The following is a 21,995-nucleotide window of genomic DNA, read 5'->3' as shown; positions in this document are numbered from 1 at the left end:
ATCCATTTAAAGAGTCATGAAAAAGAAATTTATATATAGCTTTATGATAGCCGCTGCCGCAGCGGCATTTTCTTCCTGTTCTAATTTTTTGGAAGAGCGTCCTACGGATGCGTTTGATGAGGAGACGGCGTTTCAAAGCCCTACGTTGGTCTATGTAAACACGGTTGCGAGCCTGTACAATAATATGTTCAAGATCATGGGTAACGACCGTCATGTATATGACTTGAATACTTTCTCCAGCGATGAGGCTATGCTTCCTTGCCGTATTGGCGACTGGGAAGATGGCGGTTTATGGCAGAATATTTTCTTACACCGTTGGGGCACGATGAATGATTTGACCAAGAACTCTTGGGATTTCTTGTATGAGCAGATCGGAAAATGCAACCAGAGTGTTGATAAGTTGCAAGCCTTTGCCGAGGAACAACCGGACGTGGAATATTTCAAGGTTTATCTGGAAGAGGTCCGTGCGGTCCGTGCGTTTTTCTATTATGAGTTGTTGGATTTGTTCGCTCGTGTTCCGTTGGTAACTTCCTCTACGACACCGATGTCTGAGGTAAAGCAATCTGAGCGTAGCGTTGTATTTAACTTTGTCCGTTCGGAGTTGGAGGAGGCGTTGCCTTATCTTTCGGATAACCGCAGTAACCAAAAAGGTGAGTATTACGGGCGTATTACCAAGCCGGTGGCTTATATGATCTTGGCTAAGTTGGCGTTGAACGCGGAGGTTTATGCGGACGACAATTGGACGGACGGTAATCGTCCGGATGGAAAGAACATCAAGTTTACCGTTGACGGTAAAGAGATGAACGCTTGGGAAGCTACGATCGCCTATGTGGATAAGTTGGAGGCTTTGGGCTATAAATTGCAGGGAAACTTCTCTGAGAATTTCGCCGTAGCGAACGAGACCTCGGTTGAGAATATTTTCACGGTTCCTATGGACCCGGTCGCTTATCCGGACGCTAAGGACTACAATTTGGTACGTACCCGCCATTATGATCATGCAACCGCTTACGGCCAATCCGGATGGAATGGCTCTTGCGCTACGGTGAAGGCGATGAACGTGTTTAAGTTCGGTACGGCGGATGAGGATCCTCGTTGTAAGCTTACTTATTTTACGGGCGAGGTGACCGGCCCGGATGGAAAGACGATCTATACGGAATGGGACGGACAGAAAGTGCCTTTGAAATATGAGCCGAACGCCCCGAAGGTATATATGGATGCCTCCGATGGTTTGTTGGTGAAGACCGCCGGTGCCCGCATGGCTAAATATGAGTTCGACCAGAATGCTCAGGATGGTGGAAACTTGCATGGAAATGACTGCGTGATCTTCCGTTTCGCCGACGCGTTGCTGATGAAGGCGGAAGCCAAGATTCGTCTGGGACAGAATGGAGACGATGAGGTGAACCAAGTTCGTAACCGTGTAGGCGCCAAACCGCTACAAAACGTAACGCTGGATACGCTATTAGACGAGCGTATGCTTGAATTAGCGTGGGAAGGCGTACGCCGGCAGGATTTGATCCGTTTCGGCAAGTTTACCGAGGCTACGGTAGACCGCTATGTAGGCGTGAAACATTCCGCCAGCTCGCTGGATTATCAAGAGGATAAGACAGGATATACAACGGTATTCTCCATCTATGCCGATATCCTTAGCCTGAATCCTAACTTGACACAGAATCCGGGATATTAATACGATTCATTTTAATCTTTAAGGCTTTATCAGGGGGCTGTCCGTTATTGGGCAGCCCTTTCTTCTTTTTGCTTGATTTTCCCTAGTATCTTCGGGAATTTCCATATAAATAACAACGTACAGCAAATAGCGGCCGTGGCATCCGATACGGCTTCTGCCGCGTATACGCCGGTTACCCCCATAAAATGAGGTAATAGTAATGCCAAAGGAATCAAGAGGATTACTTTACGAAGCAAGGCGATAAAGATAGATATCTTAGCTTGTCCCAACGCTACGAACATATTCTGGCAAGCTCGTTGTAAGCCAAAAATCGTCATACCCGCCAAGAAGATGGGCATGACCCAACGGACGGTATCGATCAACTCCTCGTCGCTTGTAAAAGCGGAGGCTACGGTTGAGGGGAATAAGATCATGAATAGCATGAGTATCAAGTTGAAAGAGAACATAACGATTAGCACGATACGAAAACAATCTTTCACCCGCTGTTTGTCTCCATGTCCGTAATTATAGCTTATGATCGGTACGAATCCTTGGGCGAAACCGGTCAGCGGTACGCTAGCGAATTGCATGGCACTCTGTAAGATAGCCAATGCGCTCACATAGATATCGCCAAAATTTTTCAAACTACTATTCAAGACGAAACCGACCAGACTCTCCGTGCTGGCCATGATGAACGGAGAAATTCCCAAAGCGAACATCGAGAGTACGATTCTTCGGTCCAGTCTCATATACCGCCTTTCCAAAGACAAGGAGGCACGTCTTGAGAAAAGGAAGCTCAATACCCATATGGCACTGCAAGCTTGCGATAGGATCGTGGCGAGCGCGGCGCCTTTTACCCCCATATCCAACCAGAAAATGAAGATAGGGTCTAATACGATATTCAATAAAGCCCCGATCAAAACCGAGCACATAGCGATAGACGGACGCCCTTGTGCGTTGATAAAGGCATTCAAGCCCGTGGATATCTCGACAAACAGAGTGCCCAGTAAATAAATAGAGAGATAATCCACCGCATATCCTAACGTATATTTTGATGCTCCTGTAAAAAGCAGGATCGGTTCCATGAAGGTATAGGTGATGAGGGAAGTGAATATAGTAAATAGGATAAGCAATATAAATCCATTTCCCACTATTTTTCCGGCCCGTTCCCGGTCGCCCTGTCCGAGAGCGATGGCCGCTAACGGCGAACCGCCCGCTCCCACGATAGCGGAGAAAGAGGAGATCAAGATCACGATGGAGGTGGTCACCCCTATACCGGCCAAAGCGTTTGTCCCGATCTCGGGAATATGCCCGATATAGATACGATCTACGATATTATAAAGTAAGTTGACAAATTGGGCCGCTACCGCCGGAAGCGCCATTTTGAAAACCAGCGGTAGCATACGTTCCGTACCTAGCCTAGCCTCGTATTTGTTCTTCATATTCAATCGGGATTTCAATTAAAATGGCTGCAAAGTTACAAGAACTTGTTGGATTATATAATCGAGTTCCATAAATTACCAGTTAATAAAAAACACTTAATATCTACCACATCTACAATTCCTTCTTATATGCCTTATAAATAAACATCTTATATAGTGGTTGTAGATAGAAAATATCTACAATTATCATTCTTTATCTACCATGTTTTGATAGAAAACGCAAGAAACCAAATTATCGTTTAGGTTCGTGTGTCGTAGTGCCTATATATGTAAAAGTAGTTTCTATTAGGGAAAACAAAAGTTTCGTGCTGAAGAAACTTTAGTTTCTATATAGGGAAACAAAAGTTTTCTGCTTGATAAACTTTTGTTTTTTACTATAAAAACTGCAAATGCTTATATGCTAATATTTTAAATACATAATACAACTAGTAGATACGTAGTGTGCCGCATCTCCCTACTGGCTGATTGTATCTCAAAATCACTATTGAAAAACAAATATTTTAGTGGTATTTATAAAATAAATTTTATAACTTGCGTTTAAGTTGTAAACTGTAATCTAAATGAAGAGAACACTAGGACTGACTTTGCTACTTTTCGCTACCCTTTTTTCTTGTATGCGCCAAGAAAAACCATTACCTGCGGAATTATCTCGTGCGGAATCTGTTATGTGGGAGCATCCGGATAGCGCTCTATCTATATTACGTTCTATGCCTCAATCATCACTTTCAAGCGGAAAGAACTATGCTACTTGGGCACTATTGTTGGCACAAGCCCGGGATAAGGTATATGGTAAACGCCTTCCGGATTCGTTGAATATCCCTTTTTCGGATAAGTTGGTTCAAGATGCGATGGATTATTTCGAGAAAGAGGATGACTTGAAAAGGATGGCGCAAGCGTATTATTATAAGGGACAATTATTGGAGGATCAGAAAAAGTTAACGGAAGCGATACCTCTCTTTTTAAAGTCTAAAGATATAATGACAAGGTTGGATGAGCCGCTTTTTACTTATCTGATCTGCCAATCATTAGGAAATACGTATCGTTATCAAGATCTTTATGAAGAATCGTTGGTACAATTAAAGGATGCTTATCAATACGCATTACGATCAGGAAATGGAGAACGGATATCTTATGCTCTATCAGAACTAGGAAGAACTTATGTGCATAAAAATGAAATGGATAGTGCCTTGTTCTATTTTGGTAAATCATTGGAAAATGCTAAAAGATTAGGAAATTTAGAACTTGAAGCTATGGCTATGGGAGAATTGGGGTTTGTCTATGGGAAACTGAGACTGTATGAAAATGCTTTACAATATATAAGAAAAGAGGTCGATATAAAACAAGAAATATCATGTAGAGAATTACCTCAAGCTTATTATGGGCTAGGTTATGTTTTTTTCGATGCTGGTCAGTTAGATTCATCGAAAGTGTATTTTCTTAAATCATTAGAAACAGATAACTTGTATACGATAAAAGGAGCCTATGACTTTTTATCTAAAATAGAGGAAGAGCAAAATAAATATACAGATGCCATATATTACAATAAACAATACCGTATTTATTCTGATTCGATATATGTATTGACTCATACATATGATCTGGCTGAACTTCAAGCAAGATATGATCATGAGAGATTGTTGAATATTGCGAATTCCCTGCAAATGGAAAAATTACAAATTTTAAAAATAGCATTGTTGTTAATTATTTGTTTGCTAATAATCATTTTATTTTATCAGATATATATATTCAAAAAGGAAAGATTGTTGGTTTCTATAAAAGAAAAAATAAATGTGTATGAAGAAAAAATTAAAGAGAATGAATTATTAATAGAAAAAAATAATGCTCGTATAGACTCTTTAACATTGGAGCAATCAAAAGTTTTTGAACTCAATAAGATTAATGAAGATCTCAAAAAACAGAATAGGCTACTTCATGAACAAATAGAAAAAGGGAAACAATCGTTATCTTCTTATTTCGTAAAATTAGGTGATCAAGTTCCTTATTTTTATAGACTAAAACGCATTCGTTCGTGTCCTCATTTTCTAAAAGAAGAGGATTGGTCAGTAATAAGGATTTGGGTGAATTTACAATACAATCAATATGCAGATCGTCTAGAAAAGGATTTTCCTGAATTTACGGAACTGGACATGCAGTATTGTTGGTTGATAAAAATGGGGTTTACAACATCGGAGATAGCGACTTGCATGGCGATCAATTCTGCGTCTTCAACAAAACAGAAGCAACGAATCAAGCAACGGATTAAAAAGAGTGCTCTTGTCTCTCAAAAGGATGATTTCTCTCTAGATCAGTTTATTAAGGAATATTGAAATGATGGTATGTCCATGTCTTATCTTATTTGGTTTTTTTAATTAGTTGAAAATCAGGTGTTTCTTTATGTATTAAGTATAGATGCTGTCCACGTCTTTTTGTTGGTAGTGAAAGAAATTAGTATCATATTTATACCAAAACAAATTCTTATGATACAAATAACAAATAAAATTTCGAGATTATTGCTCGTTTTTTTAGTCAGTAACTTGATTGCAGTGAATATGTATGCAGGAATTATCGGGGGATGTCCAGATAATGAAAATGGTAAGTGGAATGAGGGGAAGCGTTCAGTCTCTTCAGATATACCTATTACTATTTATGTAGAAAATGGACAGTTGGTTATTAAGAGTCATTCTCTGCGATCGGATATAACAATCCGAATAATGGATTCTTCCACCATGGTTTATGAAGAGACCGTTTTAGCGGAAAAAACGGGGTATATATTGATTGATTTGAAAGATAACAAGAGTGGAGTTTATACTTTGAATCTGACAAATCAGTGGGGAGATCATCTTTATGGTGAATTTACATTAGAATAAGAAATCAAAATATAAGGATGAAATGGCTATTATCCTATGAAGAGAAGACTTATTAAAAATATGTATTAATTGAGAAAATATGTAGTGAATATGTTGAATTTATTAAATCTATTGTTATGAAATACTTATTATCTTATTTTATCGTTGGCCTAACATTGCTAGGATGTACAACAAACGAGCTGGAGACAAATGTACAACAGTTGAATATTAGTACAGAAATGGGAGAGTTGGATAATGTCATATATCCACTTTCAAGTAATTATCAACAAAATGGTATTCAAACAAAGGCTGGTGGAGATTTTGGTTCAAATTGGGAAAGTTATTTGAATGTAACATTAGCTTCTGGTAGTAGTGTTGCCACACCATGGAATGAAAGTGGAGCTGTATCACTTTCTGTTCCAAAAGATTTCTGTTTTGATATAAAAAAGCAGGACGGTTGGAATATAATTGCTCACACAATGTTTTCAACAAGTGATAAAGGATTGAATTATATTATATTTTATAATAAATATTCAGGATTGTTGAAAGGCTTTTATTATTTAGAAGGAAGTACTACCCCTAATAATACAGCAATCTGGAATATCTCTATTGAACCTAATCAATCCCTTTTAGATTTCGCAGATAAATTTGCAACAGCGGTTAATAGCAATGTGAAAAACAACTCGGTAGGGATTACGAATATTACAAAAGAAAGTTCTAAAGGATTTCTTCCGGGATGGAATTGTTTTCAACAAGAATTGGCTTATGATCCTAATTTTACAAGTGGTTATTTGTATGTAACTCCTCAAATGGTGACTACTTCATCCATTAATTTGAGTGGTAGTTTTCAATCAAAATCAGAAGGATTTATTGCTTCGCTTGCTAATTCAAAATCAACGAATAAAGTTACTGATGGTATAGTTAATGGCGCCGGTGATGAGGCAGAGAAGTGGTTTAATAAGCAATTAGCTAATGATAAATTTAAAAAAGTTACCGTTCCTATATTAACTGAAGGTGTAAAACAGATTGTTAATTTAGGCCTTAATTCTCTTGTAGGTTCATTTCTGGGTATTTTCTCTCCTGCTAAGCCTAATAATCAAAAACTACAAATATCTACACTAGGATCTGTTGATATTAGTGGTACTATAACTTCGGTGCAAACGGGTTTAGTTTATCCAATACGTATTAATATATCCAAACAAAATGTAGGTACTTTAGGGGTGTGGGGATTAAAAGAAACTCCTATTATTTATTTGGATCCTCTGGCGGAGCATGTTGATAATCCGGGTGATTCTTATGTTCAAGCAACATATAAATTAAGAGGCACGGGTGGAGTTAAATATGAAACCGTAATTAATCCTACAATTAAATCTGAAATTTCGTCTGAGGGTACATCTTATTCTCTTGTCCGATATTCTTCTTTTCCTAAAGGGGTTAATTCAGATAAATATGATTGTGGTTCTTTGGGTAAAGGAATATGGGGAGGTCCCTTGAATGATTCATATTTGTTATATAAAGATAATGATGATGTAGCTATATATATGCAGAATTTTAGTTTTCCTATTACTGTAAGATATGTAAAACCGACAACAACTATCCATCGTAGTATCTTTCTTCCTTATACAAAGGATGATAGGGGAAACAGTATAAAGTTTAAATCGGATCATGTTTGTAAAATGCCCCATAGCTTTAATGTTAATCTTGGTGGAGTAAGTCATACTTTTGTTTCAACAAAGACATTTGTACCTCGATTGGAATGGCATCCAGATTGGTATAATAATTATAAAGATGTATTTCCTTACTCTCTAGATGTAGAAGTTCAAAGTATTAAAAATGAAATATAGATATGATTTTTAGAAGAAGACAACAAAAATGCTGGTTGAGTATAATCGCATTATTAATGCTGGTTTGCAGTTGTTCTGATGATGAACGAAAGGAAATACCTACACCTGCAAAACCTTATTTGAACGTGAAAGACAGTCTGGCTTTGGTGGACATCTATAAACAGGCGCATGGAGAGGGTTGGACACTGGTTGATTGGGATCTGGAAAACATACAGACATGGGGTGGTGTGACTGCTGCCCTAGACACTGTTATGAATGAATATCGGGTAGTTGGTTTTGTGATGCAGGATGGTTCAAATGGTATTTTATCAGATAAGATTGGAGATTTAGTGGAGTTGAGAAGTTTGAGTCTTTATGGGAAAGGTTTGTATGGAGAGCTTCCAAAGACGATTGGAAATTTAGTTAATTTGGAAAGTCTTGTCATTTCTTCTACCTCTTTAAGTGGCGCATTGCCTAAAGAAATTGGCAATTTAAAGAATATAGAAGTGATGCAAATTTATTTCAATGAATTTACTGAAATACCAAAAGAGTTCGGCAATCTTCCCAAATCGGGTGTCTATATGATGCAACACAATAAGTTTGCGGGTGAGGTACCGGAGACGTTGCGGTTTTATGAAAATAGTGATGAATCAAGCGGTATTAGTGGCATCGATCTGAGCTATAACTGCTTTACATCGTTTCCATGGTCTTTTTTCACAGATGATGATGATTGTTTGGTACCTCATTTGTGGGGAAATAGGCTATCTGGAACCATTCCAGATGAGGTATTTAAATCTCCGAAGTGGGAGAGATGGAAAACTCAAATATCACGTCAAGAGAAAGGATATGGATATTCTAATTACCCGCCGGAAGAAGATGAGCATTGAAAAATCGCTAAAAAGACTGTTTGACAATCTGAAGTTAAACAGTCTTTTGTCATGTACATGACTCGTTGAATCATTATTTGGTGGATGTGTTCGGTGGTCCGGATAAGGCGTATGCCTCGTTTTTCCCGATCCAGAAGGCGATCAATTACGCCATGACCTCGTTCTTGACGACCGGTGGTATCAGCAGCGGGAAAAAGAAGCTGGTACATTGCTTACCGGCATTATTCACGTTTTCAGTCTGTCTATTGGTTATCAGTTCATTCTTTTGCCGCTTGTTTCTGGTGCCTCTTATTATTTATGCCCTTTTATTGTTTGTAGACGCAATGTTCCGCAATAAATGTGATTTACGTGTAGGGTTGTTATCCGTAATAGCCTCTTTTACGCAATTATTGGGATATGGTACAGGGTTCCTTAGAAGTATTATGAACTTTCCATGAAGAGGAATCTAATTATAATAATGTGACTTGTATTTCGTTAGAAAAATATCAAAAGTGAAATTGTATCAAATAATTATTGTGGAGATATGAGGGTCATCAAAATTTTCTTGCTGTTTGTTTGTTGTATTTCATTAGATGTACAATCTCAAACATTTTTGTCGGACACATTGGGTATCAATGAGGATGGCTCTGTTATCATTGCTAAAAGTTTGGCTTTACCCGGCTGGATTCTTGGAGTGGATGTGGATTCGACGGATAATTTGCTTTTTATCCGGTATCGGAATTTGTCGAAAAATGAGACTTCCTTGAAAAATAAGGGGGGAATTTCCGTTTACTCCTTGGCTGATCAGAGGATGCTATGGCAACGTCCTGTCAATTATTTTAATCAAGATCCGAAGTTGACTTCAGAGGGAGTTTTGTTCGTGACAATGGGGAAGGCTACATCGTTGCTGGATTTGAAAACAGGTAATGAGGTTTGGAAGAAAAAGAAAATGATTCCTTATTGGGTGGACGCTAAGAACCGGATGTTTTTGGCTTATAAAGGCAGTTATATGAACGGGGTGTCTAACGAGTTGGAAGGCCACAGCCTTGCGACGGGAGAAAAGATGTGGAGCCGGAAAATGAGCCATGTATATGGATGGAATGAGAGTGGTTTACTGGATGACTCTACTCGATTGATTGTCTCCGATGGGATTCATCTGGTTCACATGGGAAATGGGGAAGGGCCGAGTTATGCCATGCCGACTGGGGCAAGTGATTATAAAGAGGCCGTCGCTCTTGGTGCGCTCGGTGTGGTGACGGGTGTCTTAACCGGTTTTGCGGCAGTGCCTACTGGGCCGAAGAAGGTGATGGAACTGGTATCGAATGTTTTATTGGACGACACGGTTTTTTACGTGGCAAGCCGGGAGAATTTGTTTTGCCTGGATCGGCAGTTACAACCTAAATGGGGGTATCCGATACCTGATGGAATGGGATCTCGCTCTCATTTGTTTGCGAGAGGAGATAGCCTTTATATGATTAATATGGGAACTGGGTATCGAAATACTATTTTTGATACTTCTGAGGCTTATGCTCACGAATACTTAAGACTGAAGGTTGGCTGGCCGTTTATCGCCTGTTTCGATAAACGAAAGGGTGAGAAGGTTTGGTTCCGCCAGCTCTCGGATAAGAAAGAGATGGTGGAGGAGTTTGATATAAATTGGGAAGAGGATGCTCTGATGGTATTGTTTTCCGATCGTATCCGGAAATACTCGTTATCCGCGGATTCCTTGTTGAGTGAGGTATTATGGAATACCGAAGTAAACGGGAAATTATTATATCTTACCAATTCTTCTTATTTCTTGCAGGATTTTGGGGATAGTACATCTTATCAGCGATATAAACGCCCGGATTCGATTTATTGTTTGATTACTGATAAGAATGAAATGGTTGAGCTAGACCAGCAACTGAATGTTTTACAAACTTATCCTTTGTCTAAGTTGCGTACGTTTAAGGCTTTACCAAATGGGGATAATTTGATATTCTTGGGAGACAAAACATTGTGGGTTAATTCAAAGGGTGAGAAGAAAGCTTATTTATATACTTCATCCAAGATGTTTAGGGTAGGTGAAAAGTTTTTCATCTATAGTTTGGATGGTAAAAAGATATATGAATTTCCTTTATAAACTGGTATATTTCATGTAAATATGTAATAGATTACTTCATAGTTATGGTTAAATGTATTGCCAAGAAAGATATTTTGGCTATTTTTAATTTTTACCTTCTGAACATTTAGGGGTTCACTCTGTTTTAACAAAGCATTGGATATCCGGCATGTATTTAGTAGTGAATTAATTAAACGTCAAAATTATGAAGGTGAAAATATTATACACGGCTTTAATCTCATTGATCGCAGGAGGAGCGATGGCGCAAGATTGTACGTTCTTCTTTCCGCAAACAGAGGGAACGGTATGGGTCCGTAAAGGATATGACGCGAAGGGAAACTTACAATCTGTTATGAGTTATCAAGTGGATGAGGTGGAAACATTGCCTTCCGGCCAAGAGGTGGAAGCGGACTACGTATATACTAATCCCTCCGGTACGATCGTGAACAAAGGAGATATCAAGGCATACTGCCAGAATGGAGAATTTTTCCTCGACTCGAAAGAGACGCTCTCTTATCCGGGAGTGGTATCGGAAATGAATACGAATGTGGATATCACGGAGAACTTTATAAATTACCCAAATCCGTATGCGGCTAATTTCGATAAGAATAACGTGTATTTCGACGAGGCTTCCGTAAAGATCTACGATAAGAAGAACCGGAAGAATCGTAAGGATATGGCCATTAAGGACCGTGAGTTTATTAAAACGGAAAGCATAACAACTCCTGCCGGTACGTTCGATTGCGCTAAGGTAAAATATAATATCGCTACACGTTCCCCTAAATCAAAGGAGACAATCACTGGGTATGGCTATGAGTGGTACAGCCCGAATGTAGGCTTAGTGCGTACGGAACAATATGATAAGAATAACGTATTACAATCCTATACGGTATTGGAAGAATTAAAATAAAAAGGCGACTACAATCTTATGATTTGTATTAACCGGTTTAAGTGGATACGCTGTTGCTGAGAAGTGACAGCGTATTTTCTTTTATGGGAAAGATTGGGCAATTTTCTTTTTGTTTGACGTTTTTCGTTAACTTGCGGCAAATTTCGAAAAATGGAAAGAGAATATAAATCAAAAGTGGGATGGTGGTATCATCTGGTGATTATCATGGTGGTAATCGGTTGCGTGGCTGCGTTTTTGCGTACCAATATATCGGCTATAGTGGGTATGATGATCGCTGCGTTGGGGGTGCTTCATGTTTTCTTTAATACGTATTACCGGATAACGGAAGATGATATGTTGATAGCGCATTGTAGTATTTTCCCGGAGAAGAAGATCGCTATCGCTGATATAGAGGCGTTGGAATCTACCGTGATGCCGGTGTCCAGCTACGCCCTTTCGTTGGATCGGCTGATCATATGGAGCAATGGGAAACCTTGGATGCTCATATCTCCGACCAACCGGGCTGATTTTATCAAACAGTTGAGAAAGATTAATCCTAATATACAACTTAAATAGATCTAATAGTATGAAATACGATGTCGCTATAATCGGTGGAGGTCCTGCCGGTTATACTGCCGCGGAGAGAGCGGCGCAGGGTGGGCTTTCCACGATTCTTTTTGAGAAAAACGCATTGGGCGGGGTTTGTTTGAATGAGGGATGCGTGCCGACAAAGACGCTTCTTTATTCCGCTAAGACGTATGATAATATCAAGCATGCTTCCAAGTATGCGGTGAAAGCGGAGAATCCTTCTTTTGATCTCCCGAAAATCATCGCCCGTAAGAATAAGGTCGTGAAAAAGCTGACAGCCGGTATCCGTATGAAAATGACGGAGCATGGCGTGGTGATGGTTACGGCGGAAGCTTGTATCCAAGGGCGTGCGGCCGACGGGACGATTACGATCGCCGCCGGAGAAGAGCTATACGAGGCTGCGAACCTTTTGATCTGTACGGGATCAGAAACGATAATTCCTCCTATACCCGGATTGGCGGAGACGGAATATTGGACGAGCCGGGAGGCGTTGCAATCGAAGGAGCTTCCGGCCTCTTTGGTGATAATCGGTGGAGGCGTGATCGGTATGGAGTTCGCTTCTTTCTTCAATAGCCTTGGGGTAGAGGTACATGTCGTGGAGATGTTGGATAAGATATTAGGCCCGATGGATCGTGAGCTGTCCGAAATGTTGCAAGCGGAATACGCTAAACGGGGGATTAAGTTCTATCTAAGTCATAAAGTGACCGGGGTGCATGGAACCGAGGTTTCTGTAGAGAAAGACGGGGAGACATTCACGTTACATGGCGATAAGGTCCTTTTGAGTGTAGGGCGTCGTCCGGTTACGAAAGGTTTTGGCTTGGAGACACTGGCTCCGGAGACTTTTCGTAATGGGGTGAAGGTGAATGAGTACATGCAGACTTCCCTGCCAAATGTATATGCTTGCGGTGATATTACCGCTTTTTCCTTACTGGCGCATACGGCAGTTAGCGAGGCGGAGGTGGCCGTGGATCATCTCTTGGGCAAATCGCGCCCGATGAGTTATAAGGCTATTCCGGGTGTCGTTTATACGAATCCGGAGATCGCCGGTGTCGGGAAGACAGAGGAGGAGTTGCAGGCAGAAGGTATTTCGTATACCGTGAAGAAAATACCGATGGCATTCTCTGGGCGTTTTGTCGCGGAGAATGAGATGGGGAATGGTGTTTGTAAGTTGATCTTGTCGGAGGATGAGACGCTGATCGGTGCCCATATGTTGGGTAATCCGGCCTCGGAGTTGATCGTGATCGCCGGAATCGCTATTGAGAAGGGGATGAAATCGGATGAGTTAAAGTCGTTTGTGTTCCCGCATCCTACGGTAGGAGAGATTATTAAGGAAGCGCTTTATTGAAATAATTATGTACCTTTGTGCCGATAATAGCGGCACATGGGTACATTTGAAGGATATGTAGGGATTCGTTTGTGGGACGGACAATTGGTGGACGATGTGGTCTTTAGCCTTTTGTTCGTCTTATTTATGTGTTTTGCGTTGGTGTTCCGTACCAATTATCGTTTATTCCTGAAGATGATGCGTGATGTGGTATATGTGAAAGAACGTCAAAATTTATTTGAGGTAACGAGGGGGAGCGAATGGCTCTTCCGGAATTTCATGACGTTTCAAGCCTTGTTTCTTTGTAGCGTTTGCCTTTTTGCTATCGCTAGGGCATATGGGTATTTCAACCATTTGCTAGAAAATACGGTGTTGATATCTATTGGGTTGATAATGATGGTATTGATGCTGTTTTATTGGTGTAAGCGCTGTTTCTATTATTTATTGGGGGTTGTTTTTACGGACGCTCCGAAATACAAGTTTTGGAAGACTAATTATAACGCTATTATAGGAGCGTGGGGGATCTGTTTATACATTCCGGCACTTTGGTTGGTATTCGTGGGGAGCAGTATACAGATTCCTGTTTTGTTGTTTGTATTTTTCTATATTCTGTGTCGTTTTGTGATAATTTATAAGACCATACGGATATTTCACAGGAAAAATAGCAGTTTTTTATATATTAGTTTGTACCTTTGCGGCCAAGAAATATTGCCTTTAGTTTTTCTGTATGAAGGCATTATTTATTTGTATAACTTTATCGAGTCAAGTACTCTATGGCATTGAATATTAAAAAATTATTGGTATCACAACCGAAGCCTGCATCGGAGAAATCACCATATTTCGATATTGCAGAAAAATACGGTGTGGAAATAGATTTCCGCCCGTTCATCAAGGTTGAACCTTTATCTTCCAAGGAGTTCAGGCAGCAACGAATCTCGGTTTTGGATCATACCGCCGTTATTTTTACGGCTCGTACGGCTATCGATCATTTCTTTCATTTATGCGAGGAATTGCGTGTGGCTATCCCGGAAACGATGAAGTATTTCTGTATGACAGAGGCGATCGCTGTTTATCTCCAGAAGTATATCGTTTATAGAAAACGTAAGATTTTTTATGGTCAGACCGGTAAGGCAGATGATTTGGTGACTGTTATCGCCAAACATGCGAAGGAGAAATACCTAGTACCTGTTTCCGATGTACATAAAGATGATCTATTCGCTTTGTTAGACGCAAAGAAAATCAACTATACGAAAGCGGTGATGTTCCGTACGGTGAGCAATGATTTCGCGAAGGACGAGAAATTCGATTATGATATGTTGGTTTTCTTTAGTCCGTCGGGTATCTCTTCCTTATTGAAGAACTTCCCGGATTTCAAGCAAGACGATATAAAGATCGGCTGTTTTGGCCCTACTACGGCAAAGGCTGTTAAAGATGCGGGTCTGCGTTTGGACGTTGAGGCTCCCACGGTGGAAGCCCCTTCTATGACTGCTGCTTTGGATTTATATCTGAAAAAACAGCAAGACGGTAAAAAATAATGACGACAAAAAGGTATACCCTTTCAAAAGAAGAACGCCTGTCGTGGAAACGTTACATTGACCTATTATTCGAAAAAGGACAATCGTTCGTGGCGTTTCCACTGCGGGTCGTTTATTTACCGATGGAGGAAGAGATGCCTGCCCGTGCTTCCTTCTTAGTGAGTGTACCGAAGAAAAGATTTAAGAGAGCCGTAAAGCGTAACTTGATCAAACGACAGGTACGTGAGGCTTACCGGGTTCGTAAATATGATTTACTGGAACCGTTGGAAGCGAAGAATAAGGGCATGTTAATCGCTTTCCTGTACCTCGATAAAGAGATCCATCCGTACGCTGCGATGGAAAAGGCAATGAAGAAAGCGATCCATATCCTTCGGGATAAAGAATAATGAGATGCTTTTTTACCACATTACTCTTATTGCCGGTTTATTTCTACAAATATTGTATCTCTCCTATGACACCGGCTTCGTGCAGGTATACGCCCACTTGTTCCGAATATGCGGTGCAAGCCTTGAAGAAATATGGCCCTGTGAAAGGATTGTATCTTGCGGTTAAACGAATACTTCGTTGCCATCCTTGGGGTGGGAGCGGTTATGATCCGGTTCCGTAACGCCATGGGTTATTATGATATACATACGCATCAGATGCCTTTCCATAAGGAGGATATCGCGATTATAAATAGGATCGTGAGTCCAATGGGTGATATGCAGCCGGGTCCACTTCTTGATACGGTTATTCGCTCATATGGTATCCATCCGTGGTATATATATAATGTAAAGGAGCAGATGGACCTACTTAGGGTATTGGTGTCTGGTTCGGGAGTCGTGGCGATCGGAGAGGCTGGACTTGATACACTGGCCGAATCTCCAATGGATTTGCAAAAAGAGGTGTTTCTGGCACAAGCTAATTTAGCGGAGGAAACACATAAGCCATTAATCATCCATTGCGTAAAAGCGTGGGCGGATCTCATTGCCTGTAAAAAGGCCGTGAAACCGGAGATGCCTTGGATTATCCATGGCTTTCGAGGTAATGGTGAACTTGCCTCCCAATTGGTTCGCTTGGGGTTTTATCTCTCCTTTGGAGATCGTTTTAATCCATCGGCTTTGCGTGCCGCATGGCCTGATTTCCTTTTCTTGGAGACCGATGATAAATCGATTGATATCCGCGGGGTCTACCAAAATGTAGCGGAAGCGTTGGGTATTCCGGAAGAAAAGCTGCGGATTCAAATCGCTAAAAACGTTTCTATCTTCCACCTAAACGGATAATTATCAATTATCAATTTTCGATTCTCAATTAAAAAGTCGTACCTTTGCCTCGTATGAGATAAAGTGACAAATATATTAATGTAATACGATATAAATTAATACGATGAATTTTGTAGAAGAATTAAGATGGAGGGGCATGATCGCTGATATGATGCCCGGGACGGAAGAGCAATTGCAGAAAGAGTTGACATCGGCCTATGTGGGGATCGACCCAACGGCAGACTCTTTGCATATCGGACACTTAGTAAGTGTGATGATGCTGAAGCATTTCCAACGTGCCGGTCATCGTCCTATCGCTTTAGTGGGTGGCGCTACCGGTATGATCGGTGACCCGTCTATGAAGTCTGCCGAGCGTAATTTGCTGGACGAGGCTACTCTTCGTCACAATCAGGATTGCATCAAGAAACAATTGGCTAAGTTCCTTGATTTTGACTCCGACGCTCCTAATGCCGCTAAGTTGGTGAACAACTATGACTGGATGAAGGGTTATTCTTTCTTGAATTTTATCCGTGATATCGGTAAGCATATTACCGTGAATTACATGATGGCTAAGGATTCTGTGAAGAAGCGTTTGAGCCGCGAATCCAGTGTAGGTATGTCTTTCACCGAGTTTTCTTATCAATTGCTACAAGGCTACGATTATTTGTATTTGTATGAGCATGAGGGTTGCCGCCTACAGATGGGTGGTACCGATCAGTGGGGTAATATCACGACTGGAACGGAATTGATCCGTCGTACGTTGGGAGGGGAGGCTTATGCCTTGACTTGCCCGTTGATCACGAAGGCCGACGGTGGTAAGTTCGGAAAGACGGAATCCGGTAATATCTGGTTGGATCGTCGCTATACTTCTCCGTATAAATTCTATCAATTCTGGTTGAACGTAAGCGATGCTGACGCCGCCAAGTATATCAAGATCTTCACGGACTTGAGCCAAGAAGAGATCGCCGCTTTGGAGGCGGAGCAAGAGGCCGCTCCTCATTTGCGTCCGTTGCAGAAACGTTTGGCGAAAGAAGTGACTGTTATGGTTCACTCTTTGGAAGATTATGAGGCCGCTGTCGAGGCTTCCAATATCTTGTTTGGTAACTCCACGCACGAGGCTTTGTTGAAATTGGATGAGGACACATTACTAGCCGTATTCGAGGGTGTTCCTCATTTCGATATCTCCCGTGATGAATTGGCCGCAGGAATCAAGGCTGTTGATTTGTGTACTGAAAAAGCCGCTATCTTCCCTTCAAAAGGTGAGATGCGTAAATTGGTACAAAGTGGTGGCGTAAGTTTTAACAAAGAGAAATTAGCGGAGGTTGATACTGTAATCGACTGTTCTTCACTGCTTGACGATAAGTATTTATTGGTTCAAAGAGGTAAGAAAAATTATTATTTGTTGATCGCAAAGTAAAAAAATAATCAAAAAATTTGCAAGGTAAGATTTTATTCTTACCTTTGCATCGCTTTAGTAAAGCAATCGGATTGTCTCATGGTGTAATGGTAGCACTACAGTTTTTGGTTCTGTCTGTCGAGGTTCGAATCCTCGTGAGACAACACACAATCCAGAGAGAGGGATGTCAATTTTGGCATCCTTTTTTTATTTTGTAGCATTTTCCCGTATAGATAGCTTATCCGATAAATCCCTAGGGAAAATGAGGTAGTACTTACTTTGGCAATGAAGTATATCTTCTCTGCCACTTGAAGTATATCTCCTGTGGTATTCGCAGTATAATTGCGGGGATAACCTTGCGGTGTGTTTTTCATCTACACTTTTATTTATTTTTCATATATTTGTGGAAATTCTGATTTAAATCTATATTGTTATGTCACGTTCATTTCTTTTGTTTGGTTTTATCCTATATAGTGTTTTCTTGAGCAGTCTGGCGAATGCTAGTGATATCGATTTGTCTGCACCCATGGATAAAGGCGGGTGGAAATTGATATGGAGTGAGGAGTTTGACTATACGGGATTTCCTGATTCTACGAAATGGTCTTATGATACGGAAGGTAATGTATATCAATGGGGAAATAATGAGGCTCAATATTATACATTCGGCAGAAAGGAGAACGCCTGGGTATCGGATGGGGTGTTGAGGATTACGGCCTTGAAAGAACCGATGGAAGGTCGTTCATATACATCGGCTCGCCTGATTACGAAAGGAAAAGGGGATTGGTTGTACGGACGTTTTGAGATTCGGGCGAAACTTCCGACTGGACGAGGGACATGGCCGGCCATCTGGATGCTTCCAACGGATTGGGAATACGGGGATTGGCCAAAAAGCGGGGAAATAGATATTATGGAAAATGTGGGCTATGATCCCGACACGATCGTAGGTTCTTCGCATACGGAAAAATATAATCATGCGATCGGAACTCAAAAAAATGCTAAAATTGCGTGTCCGGATTGTTATAAAGCGTTTCACGTGTACGCCTTGGAATGGGAGGAAGATGAGTACCGGCTTTATGTAGATGATCAATTATACTTTACATTTAAGAACGAGGGGACAGGCTATGAGGTTTGGCCTTACGATAAACGCTTTCATATCTTGCTGAATCTGGCGATCGGTGGGAATTGGGGAGGCCAAAAGGGTATTGATGATTCTCTTTTTCCACATGTGTTTGAGATTGATTATGTGAGAGTTTATAAGAAGTAGGGTGTAACGTGATGTTTTTTTATTTACTTTTGTGGTACATAACATTCTGTACTATATAGTGAAGGAGATACTTAAGAGGACGTTGGTTCGTATGTTGATTTGTTGCGTTATTGCCTTGTTGTTTTGTATAACGGGGAATGCGAAGGTACCCTATATTCCTAAAATCATCAATTATTCCGTAAGCGATTACAAAGCGGGAAACCAGAATTGGGCCGTCTCCCAAGGTCCGGGAGGAAAGATGTATATTGGTAATAACCGGGGGCTTTTGGTTTTTGACGGTATTCACTGGGATCTTGTGAAATTACCGAATAATCTAGGTGTCCGTGCTTTGTATATATCGAAGGACGGACGTATTTATGTCGGCTCTTTCGAGGAGTTCGGGTATTTTGAGATGGATGATGAGAATGATCTGATTTATCATTCACTCAGTTCGTCTGAGATGAACGTCTATCTGAATAATGATGAGTTCTGGACGATTAATGAATATAAGGGTGAGATTTATTTTCAATCATTCCGGAGCTTTTTTATTTATGACGGGGAAAAAGTAAGAAAAGGTGTATCCGACCTGTCTCCATTGTATATTTTCACATTAGACGATCATCTATACGTTCAGTTCATGGAGGGAGGAAGCTTTTGTCGAATGGATGATGGCCAGTTTACAGAGTTACTATCGAAAAAGGTTTTGGAGGATGATGTGGTTTCGGTCTTGCCATTTGATCATCAGCTATTATTGGTCTCGGCTCGTAGTGGATGTTTTATCTATGATGAGGTGCGTAAAAAATTGTCTGTGTGGAATACACCAGCCAATGAGATATTAAAGGAAGGGATCGCAAACCGGGGAGTCATGATGAAAGATTCTACTTTTATTGTGGGTACGATTTCTAATGGGGTTGTAGCGATTAATAAGCAGGGGGAAACTTTGTGGCATATCAACCGGGAGAATGGCTTGATTAATAATACGGTATTGAGAGTATTTGCTGATAATTCGGATAATTTATGGGTTACATTGGATAATGGTATCGCGCAGATACATGTAAATTCTCCGATCTATTTTTATGAACCGCTTGAGGCCCAGATTGGTATGGTGCATGATATGGTGATAGAGAAGGGTATTGTTTATTTAGCTACGAACCAAGGTCTTTATGCGTTATCTGAGAATGATAGTTATCCAACCTTGATTCCCGGTACTCAAGAACAGACATGGTATATCTCCGATGTCGGAAATCAACTGATTGCCGGACATAATACAGGTACCTTACAGCTAGAGGGCCGAAAAGCTACTCAGATACCGGGGCCCAATGGAGGGGGTACCGCATTACGTAAGACAATTATCCATGGAAAGGAAGTTTTACTCCAGATGTCTTACCGTCCACTCAGTGTTTTCACCCGGGATATGGTTACTAATCGTTGGAAATTTAGCCATAATGTAGAAGGATTCTCTAATTTGATCAAATCGTTTGAGGTTGACCCTACCGGCAATATATGGGCTAGCCATATGTATAAAGGTATCTATCGTCTTCGCTTGAATGAGGATTTGAGGAGCGTGAAAGAGATGGAGTATATCGGAAAACTGGAGGAAGGTAATGAGAGTGGTACGATTAATGTAATGAAATTACGCGGACGTATTGTTTTCTCGGATGGGAGTAAGTTTTATACTTATGAGGATTTGACTGGAAAGATCGTTCCTTATGATTTGTTGAATGAGGATTTTCCCGAGTTAAGCGATACCTATCGGGTTGTTTCCTTGAATAATGATTTATATTGGTTTATCCGGAATTCGGAATATGTATTGTTAGGATATGAGTCTGGGCGATTCCAGTTAAAACAGCGTATTCCTTTTACTTTGTTTGATAATCCGACCATAGAGGATAGGGGAAATATTTATGTGGCTTCCGACGGGACGTCTTATTTTTGTCTAAACGGGGGGATCGCTCGTTATGACAGATACCGGAATTATGTGGATACGACTCGAGTTCCATTAAGTTTGTCGCAGGTAAGGGCCTATAATCGGCATGAAAATGAGTTCGCTCCGCTCCCTTGCAAGGGAGCGGACGCACCGGAAGCCGGTGCGTCCGTATTGAGTTATAGCTATAATACGATTCTTTTTAAGTTTTCGTATCCGGATTTTACGGGGCGCCGTTTCCTGATCTATTATAAACTGGACGGGTTTGATAATGAATGGATAGAAGGCACCAGTAATTTTCAACGGACTTATTCTAATTTACCGTATGGTAATTTTGTGTTACATGCGGTTGTGAAAGACGATCGAGGAAAAGAGCTATCTTCTCTGTCTTATCCATTCAAGATCGAACGTCCATTTTATAGCTCTTGGTGGGCGCTGATCATCTATTTTGCTTTGTTTTTATGTATACTGGTCGTATTAGTGAGAATGTATACGATGTGGATTGTCATGCGTGAGAAAAAAGTTAACGAGGAGCAAAAGAGATTGCAAGAAGAGCAATTGAGGGCGCAAGAGCAATTAATTGTCAAGCTAGAGAATGAAAAATTAGAAAATGACCTTACTTATAAGAGTAAGGAATTAGCCAGTGCTACTTTGTCTGTTATCTCTCATAATGATTTCCTTGAAGGTCTAAAAAAGGAAATACAAGCTCAACAATTATCGGGAAGTTATACGAAACGATTCTTCGATAAACTAATCCGCATGATCGAAGAGAATATATCAGGCGAGGATGAATGGGCCATTTTCCAGACTAATTTCGATCGTATCCACGAAAAGTTCTTTACGAATCTAAAAGAGCGGTATCCCGATTTGACTCCGGGCGATTTACGATTATGCGCTTTATTACGTTTGAATATGCCAACTAAGGATATGGCTCGTATGCAAAATCTTTCCGTACGTGGTATCGAGGCGGCGCGCTATCGATTGCGTAAAAAACTAAATCTACCGGAGGGGCAAAGCTTGGTAGATTTCATGATCCAGTTCCACTAAGAAATTTCATAGTTATGAATGAAAAATATCATAACTATGAAATAAGAAAATCATAACTATGAGTTTT

Annotated in this window: 18 protein-coding genes and 1 pseudogene; 18 read left to right on the top strand and 1 reads right to left on the bottom strand. The window is 40.6% G+C overall.

The window, feature by feature from the left end; genetic code table 11:
• Positions 1-16: 16 nt before the first annotated feature.
• Positions 17-1,684 (top strand): RagB/SusD family nutrient uptake outer membrane protein, encoded by a 1,668-nt coding sequence (locus D7V92_RS08750; RefSeq protein WP_121772701.1) that lies wholly within the window; start codon positions 17-19, stop codon positions 1,682-1,684.
• 44 nt (positions 1,685-1,728) lie between these two features.
• Here D7V92_RS08750 and D7V92_RS08745 read toward each other — a convergent pair whose 3' ends face one another.
• Positions 1,729-3,105 (bottom strand): MATE family efflux transporter, encoded by a 1,377-nt coding sequence (locus D7V92_RS08745; protein ID WP_087346916.1) that lies wholly within the window; start codon positions 3,103-3,105, stop codon positions 1,729-1,731.
• Between the two features lie 560 nt (positions 3,106-3,665).
• Between D7V92_RS08745 and D7V92_RS08740 the strand changes: the two genes are divergently transcribed.
• The 17 genes and pseudogenes from D7V92_RS08740 to D7V92_RS08655 all read left to right on the top strand — a co-directional run bounded on the left by D7V92_RS08740 (position 3,666) and on the right by D7V92_RS08655 (position 21,928).
• Positions 3,666-5,432: a tetratricopeptide repeat protein gene (locus D7V92_RS08740; protein WP_121772700.1), complete on the top strand. Its 1,767-nt coding sequence runs from the start codon at positions 3,666-3,668 to the stop codon at positions 5,430-5,432.
• Positions 5,433-5,582: 150 nt separating this feature from the next.
• Entirely contained in the window at positions 5,583-5,972 is a 390-nt protein-coding gene (locus D7V92_RS08735; RefSeq protein WP_229045769.1) for a DUF3244 domain-containing protein, read from the top strand.
• A gap of 116 nt (positions 5,973-6,088) precedes the next feature.
• Positions 6,089-7,795: a hypothetical protein gene (locus D7V92_RS08730; RefSeq protein ID WP_121772699.1), complete on the top strand. Its 1,707-nt coding sequence runs from the start codon at positions 6,089-6,091 to the stop codon at positions 7,793-7,795.
• A 2-nt stretch (positions 7,796-7,797) separates the two neighbouring features.
• A complete protein-coding gene (locus D7V92_RS08725) occupies positions 7,798-8,661 on the top strand; it encodes a leucine-rich repeat domain-containing protein (RefSeq protein WP_057329586.1) in 864 nt (287 codons plus the stop codon).
• Between the two features lie 50 nt (positions 8,662-8,711).
• Positions 8,712-9,098 (top strand): annotated as a pseudogene (locus D7V92_RS08720) (glycosyl transferase family 2); the annotation flags it as partial.
• A gap of 86 nt (positions 9,099-9,184) precedes the next feature.
• The gene (locus D7V92_RS08715; RefSeq protein WP_121772698.1) at positions 9,185-10,762 is read left to right on the top strand and encodes a PQQ-binding-like beta-propeller repeat protein; all 1,578 of its coding nucleotides are present in this window, start codon (positions 9,185-9,187) and stop codon (positions 10,760-10,762) included.
• Between the two features lie 184 nt (positions 10,763-10,946).
• Positions 10,947-11,651 carry a hypothetical protein gene (locus tag D7V92_RS08710; RefSeq protein WP_005860303.1) on the top strand — a complete coding sequence of 235 codons (705 nt, stop codon included), beginning with the start codon at positions 10,947-10,949 and terminating at the stop codon, positions 11,649-11,651.
• 150 nt (positions 11,652-11,801) lie between these two features.
• Positions 11,802-12,206 carry a PH domain-containing protein gene (locus D7V92_RS08705; protein ID WP_005863668.1) on the top strand — a complete coding sequence of 135 codons (405 nt, stop codon included), beginning with the start codon at positions 11,802-11,804 and terminating at the stop codon, positions 12,204-12,206.
• A gap of 10 nt (positions 12,207-12,216) precedes the next feature.
• Positions 12,217-13,563 carry a dihydrolipoyl dehydrogenase gene (lpdA, locus tag D7V92_RS08700; protein WP_121772697.1) on the top strand — a complete coding sequence of 449 codons (1,347 nt, stop codon included), beginning with the start codon at positions 12,217-12,219 and terminating at the stop codon, positions 13,561-13,563.
• A gap of 36 nt (positions 13,564-13,599) precedes the next feature.
• Positions 13,600-14,325, top strand: coding sequence for a DUF4271 domain-containing protein (locus D7V92_RS08695; RefSeq protein WP_008773164.1), 726 nt, complete (start codon positions 13,600-13,602; stop codon positions 14,323-14,325).
• Positions 14,322-15,077: a uroporphyrinogen-III synthase gene (locus D7V92_RS08690; RefSeq protein WP_029257164.1), complete on the top strand. Its 756-nt coding sequence runs from the start codon at positions 14,322-14,324 to the stop codon at positions 15,075-15,077. The genes D7V92_RS08695 and D7V92_RS08690 overlap by 4 nt, the downstream gene beginning before the upstream one ends.
• Positions 15,077-15,463 carry a ribonuclease P protein component gene (gene rnpA / locus D7V92_RS08685; protein ID WP_005860298.1) on the top strand — a complete coding sequence of 129 codons (387 nt, stop codon included), beginning with the start codon at positions 15,077-15,079 and terminating at the stop codon, positions 15,461-15,463. Before D7V92_RS08690 ends, rnpA begins: the two co-directional genes overlap by 1 nt.
• Positions 15,463-15,684: a membrane protein insertion efficiency factor YidD gene (gene yidD, locus D7V92_RS08680; RefSeq protein ID WP_057329579.1), complete on the top strand. Its 222-nt coding sequence runs from the start codon at positions 15,463-15,465 to the stop codon at positions 15,682-15,684. The genes rnpA and yidD overlap by 1 nt, the downstream gene beginning before the upstream one ends.
• Positions 15,668-16,339, top strand: coding sequence for a TatD family hydrolase (locus D7V92_RS08675; protein WP_121772696.1), 672 nt, complete (start codon positions 15,668-15,670; stop codon positions 16,337-16,339). Before yidD ends, D7V92_RS08675 begins: the two co-directional genes overlap by 17 nt.
• 103 nt (positions 16,340-16,442) lie before the next feature.
• The gene (gene tyrS / locus D7V92_RS08670; protein ID WP_008778966.1) at positions 16,443-17,735 is read left to right on the top strand and encodes a tyrosine--tRNA ligase; all 1,293 of its coding nucleotides are present in this window, start codon (positions 16,443-16,445) and stop codon (positions 17,733-17,735) included.
• A 412-nt stretch (positions 17,736-18,147) separates the two neighbouring features.
• Entirely contained in the window at positions 18,148-18,978 is an 831-nt protein-coding gene (locus tag D7V92_RS08660; protein WP_087346151.1) for a family 16 glycosylhydrolase, read from the top strand.
• A gap of 91 nt (positions 18,979-19,069) precedes the next feature.
• A complete protein-coding gene (locus tag D7V92_RS08655) occupies positions 19,070-21,928 on the top strand; it encodes a triple tyrosine motif-containing protein (RefSeq protein WP_008773160.1) in 2,859 nt (952 codons plus the stop codon).
• Positions 21,929-21,995: the final 67 nt, after the last annotated feature.

It is taken from the genome of Parabacteroides sp. CH2-D42-20, assembly GCF_003670185.1.
Taxonomy (GTDB): domain Bacteria; phylum Bacteroidota; class Bacteroidia; order Bacteroidales; family Tannerellaceae; genus Parabacteroides; species Parabacteroides distasonis.
The sequence above is the reverse complement of the archived record's forward strand: the minus strand, read 5'-3'. Positions and strand labels throughout refer to the sequence as shown.

What these genes read in the sequence shown, in the direction of transcription:
- lpdA (WP_121772697.1), top strand. Translation starts at nt 12,217, where the DNA reads ATGAAATACGATGTCGCTATAATCGGTGGAGGTCCTGCCGGTTATACT.
- D7V92_RS08735 (WP_229045769.1), top strand. Translation starts at nt 5,583, where the DNA reads ATGATACAAATAACAAATAAAATTTCGAGATTATTGCTCGTTTTTTTA.
- D7V92_RS08695 (WP_008773164.1), top strand. Translation starts at nt 13,600, where the DNA reads ATGGGTACATTTGAAGGATATGTAGGGATTCGTTTGTGGGACGGACAA.
- D7V92_RS08710 (WP_005860303.1), top strand. Translation starts at nt 10,947, where the DNA reads ATGAAGGTGAAAATATTATACACGGCTTTAATCTCATTGATCGCAGGA.
- tyrS (WP_008778966.1), top strand. Translation starts at nt 16,443, where the DNA reads ATGAATTTTGTAGAAGAATTAAGATGGAGGGGCATGATCGCTGATATG.
- D7V92_RS08705 (WP_005863668.1), top strand. Translation starts at nt 11,802, where the DNA reads ATGGAAAGAGAATATAAATCAAAAGTGGGATGGTGGTATCATCTGGTG.
- D7V92_RS08660 (WP_087346151.1), top strand. Translation starts at nt 18,148, where the DNA reads ATGTCACGTTCATTTCTTTTGTTTGGTTTTATCCTATATAGTGTTTTC.
- D7V92_RS08715 (WP_121772698.1), top strand. Translation starts at nt 9,185, where the DNA reads ATGAGGGTCATCAAAATTTTCTTGCTGTTTGTTTGTTGTATTTCATTA.
- D7V92_RS08655 (WP_008773160.1), top strand. Translation starts at nt 19,070, where the DNA reads ATGTTGATTTGTTGCGTTATTGCCTTGTTGTTTTGTATAACGGGGAAT.
- rnpA (WP_005860298.1), top strand. Translation starts at nt 15,077, where the DNA reads ATGACGACAAAAAGGTATACCCTTTCAAAAGAAGAACGCCTGTCGTGG.
- D7V92_RS08745 (WP_087346916.1), bottom strand. Translation starts at nt 3,105, where the DNA reads ATGAAGAACAAATACGAGGCTAGGCTAGGTACGGAACGTATGCTACCG.
- D7V92_RS08740 (WP_121772700.1), top strand. Translation starts at nt 3,666, where the DNA reads ATGAAGAGAACACTAGGACTGACTTTGCTACTTTTCGCTACCCTTTTT.
- D7V92_RS08675 (WP_121772696.1), top strand. Translation starts at nt 15,668, where the DNA reads ATGATCCGGTTCCGTAACGCCATGGGTTATTATGATATACATACGCAT.
- yidD (WP_057329579.1), top strand. Translation starts at nt 15,463, where the DNA reads ATGAGATGCTTTTTTACCACATTACTCTTATTGCCGGTTTATTTCTAC.
- D7V92_RS08730 (WP_121772699.1), top strand. Translation starts at nt 6,089, where the DNA reads ATGAAATACTTATTATCTTATTTTATCGTTGGCCTAACATTGCTAGGA.
- D7V92_RS08725 (WP_057329586.1), top strand. Translation starts at nt 7,798, where the DNA reads ATGATTTTTAGAAGAAGACAACAAAAATGCTGGTTGAGTATAATCGCA.
- D7V92_RS08750 (WP_121772701.1), top strand. Translation starts at nt 17, where the DNA reads ATGAAAAAGAAATTTATATATAGCTTTATGATAGCCGCTGCCGCAGCG.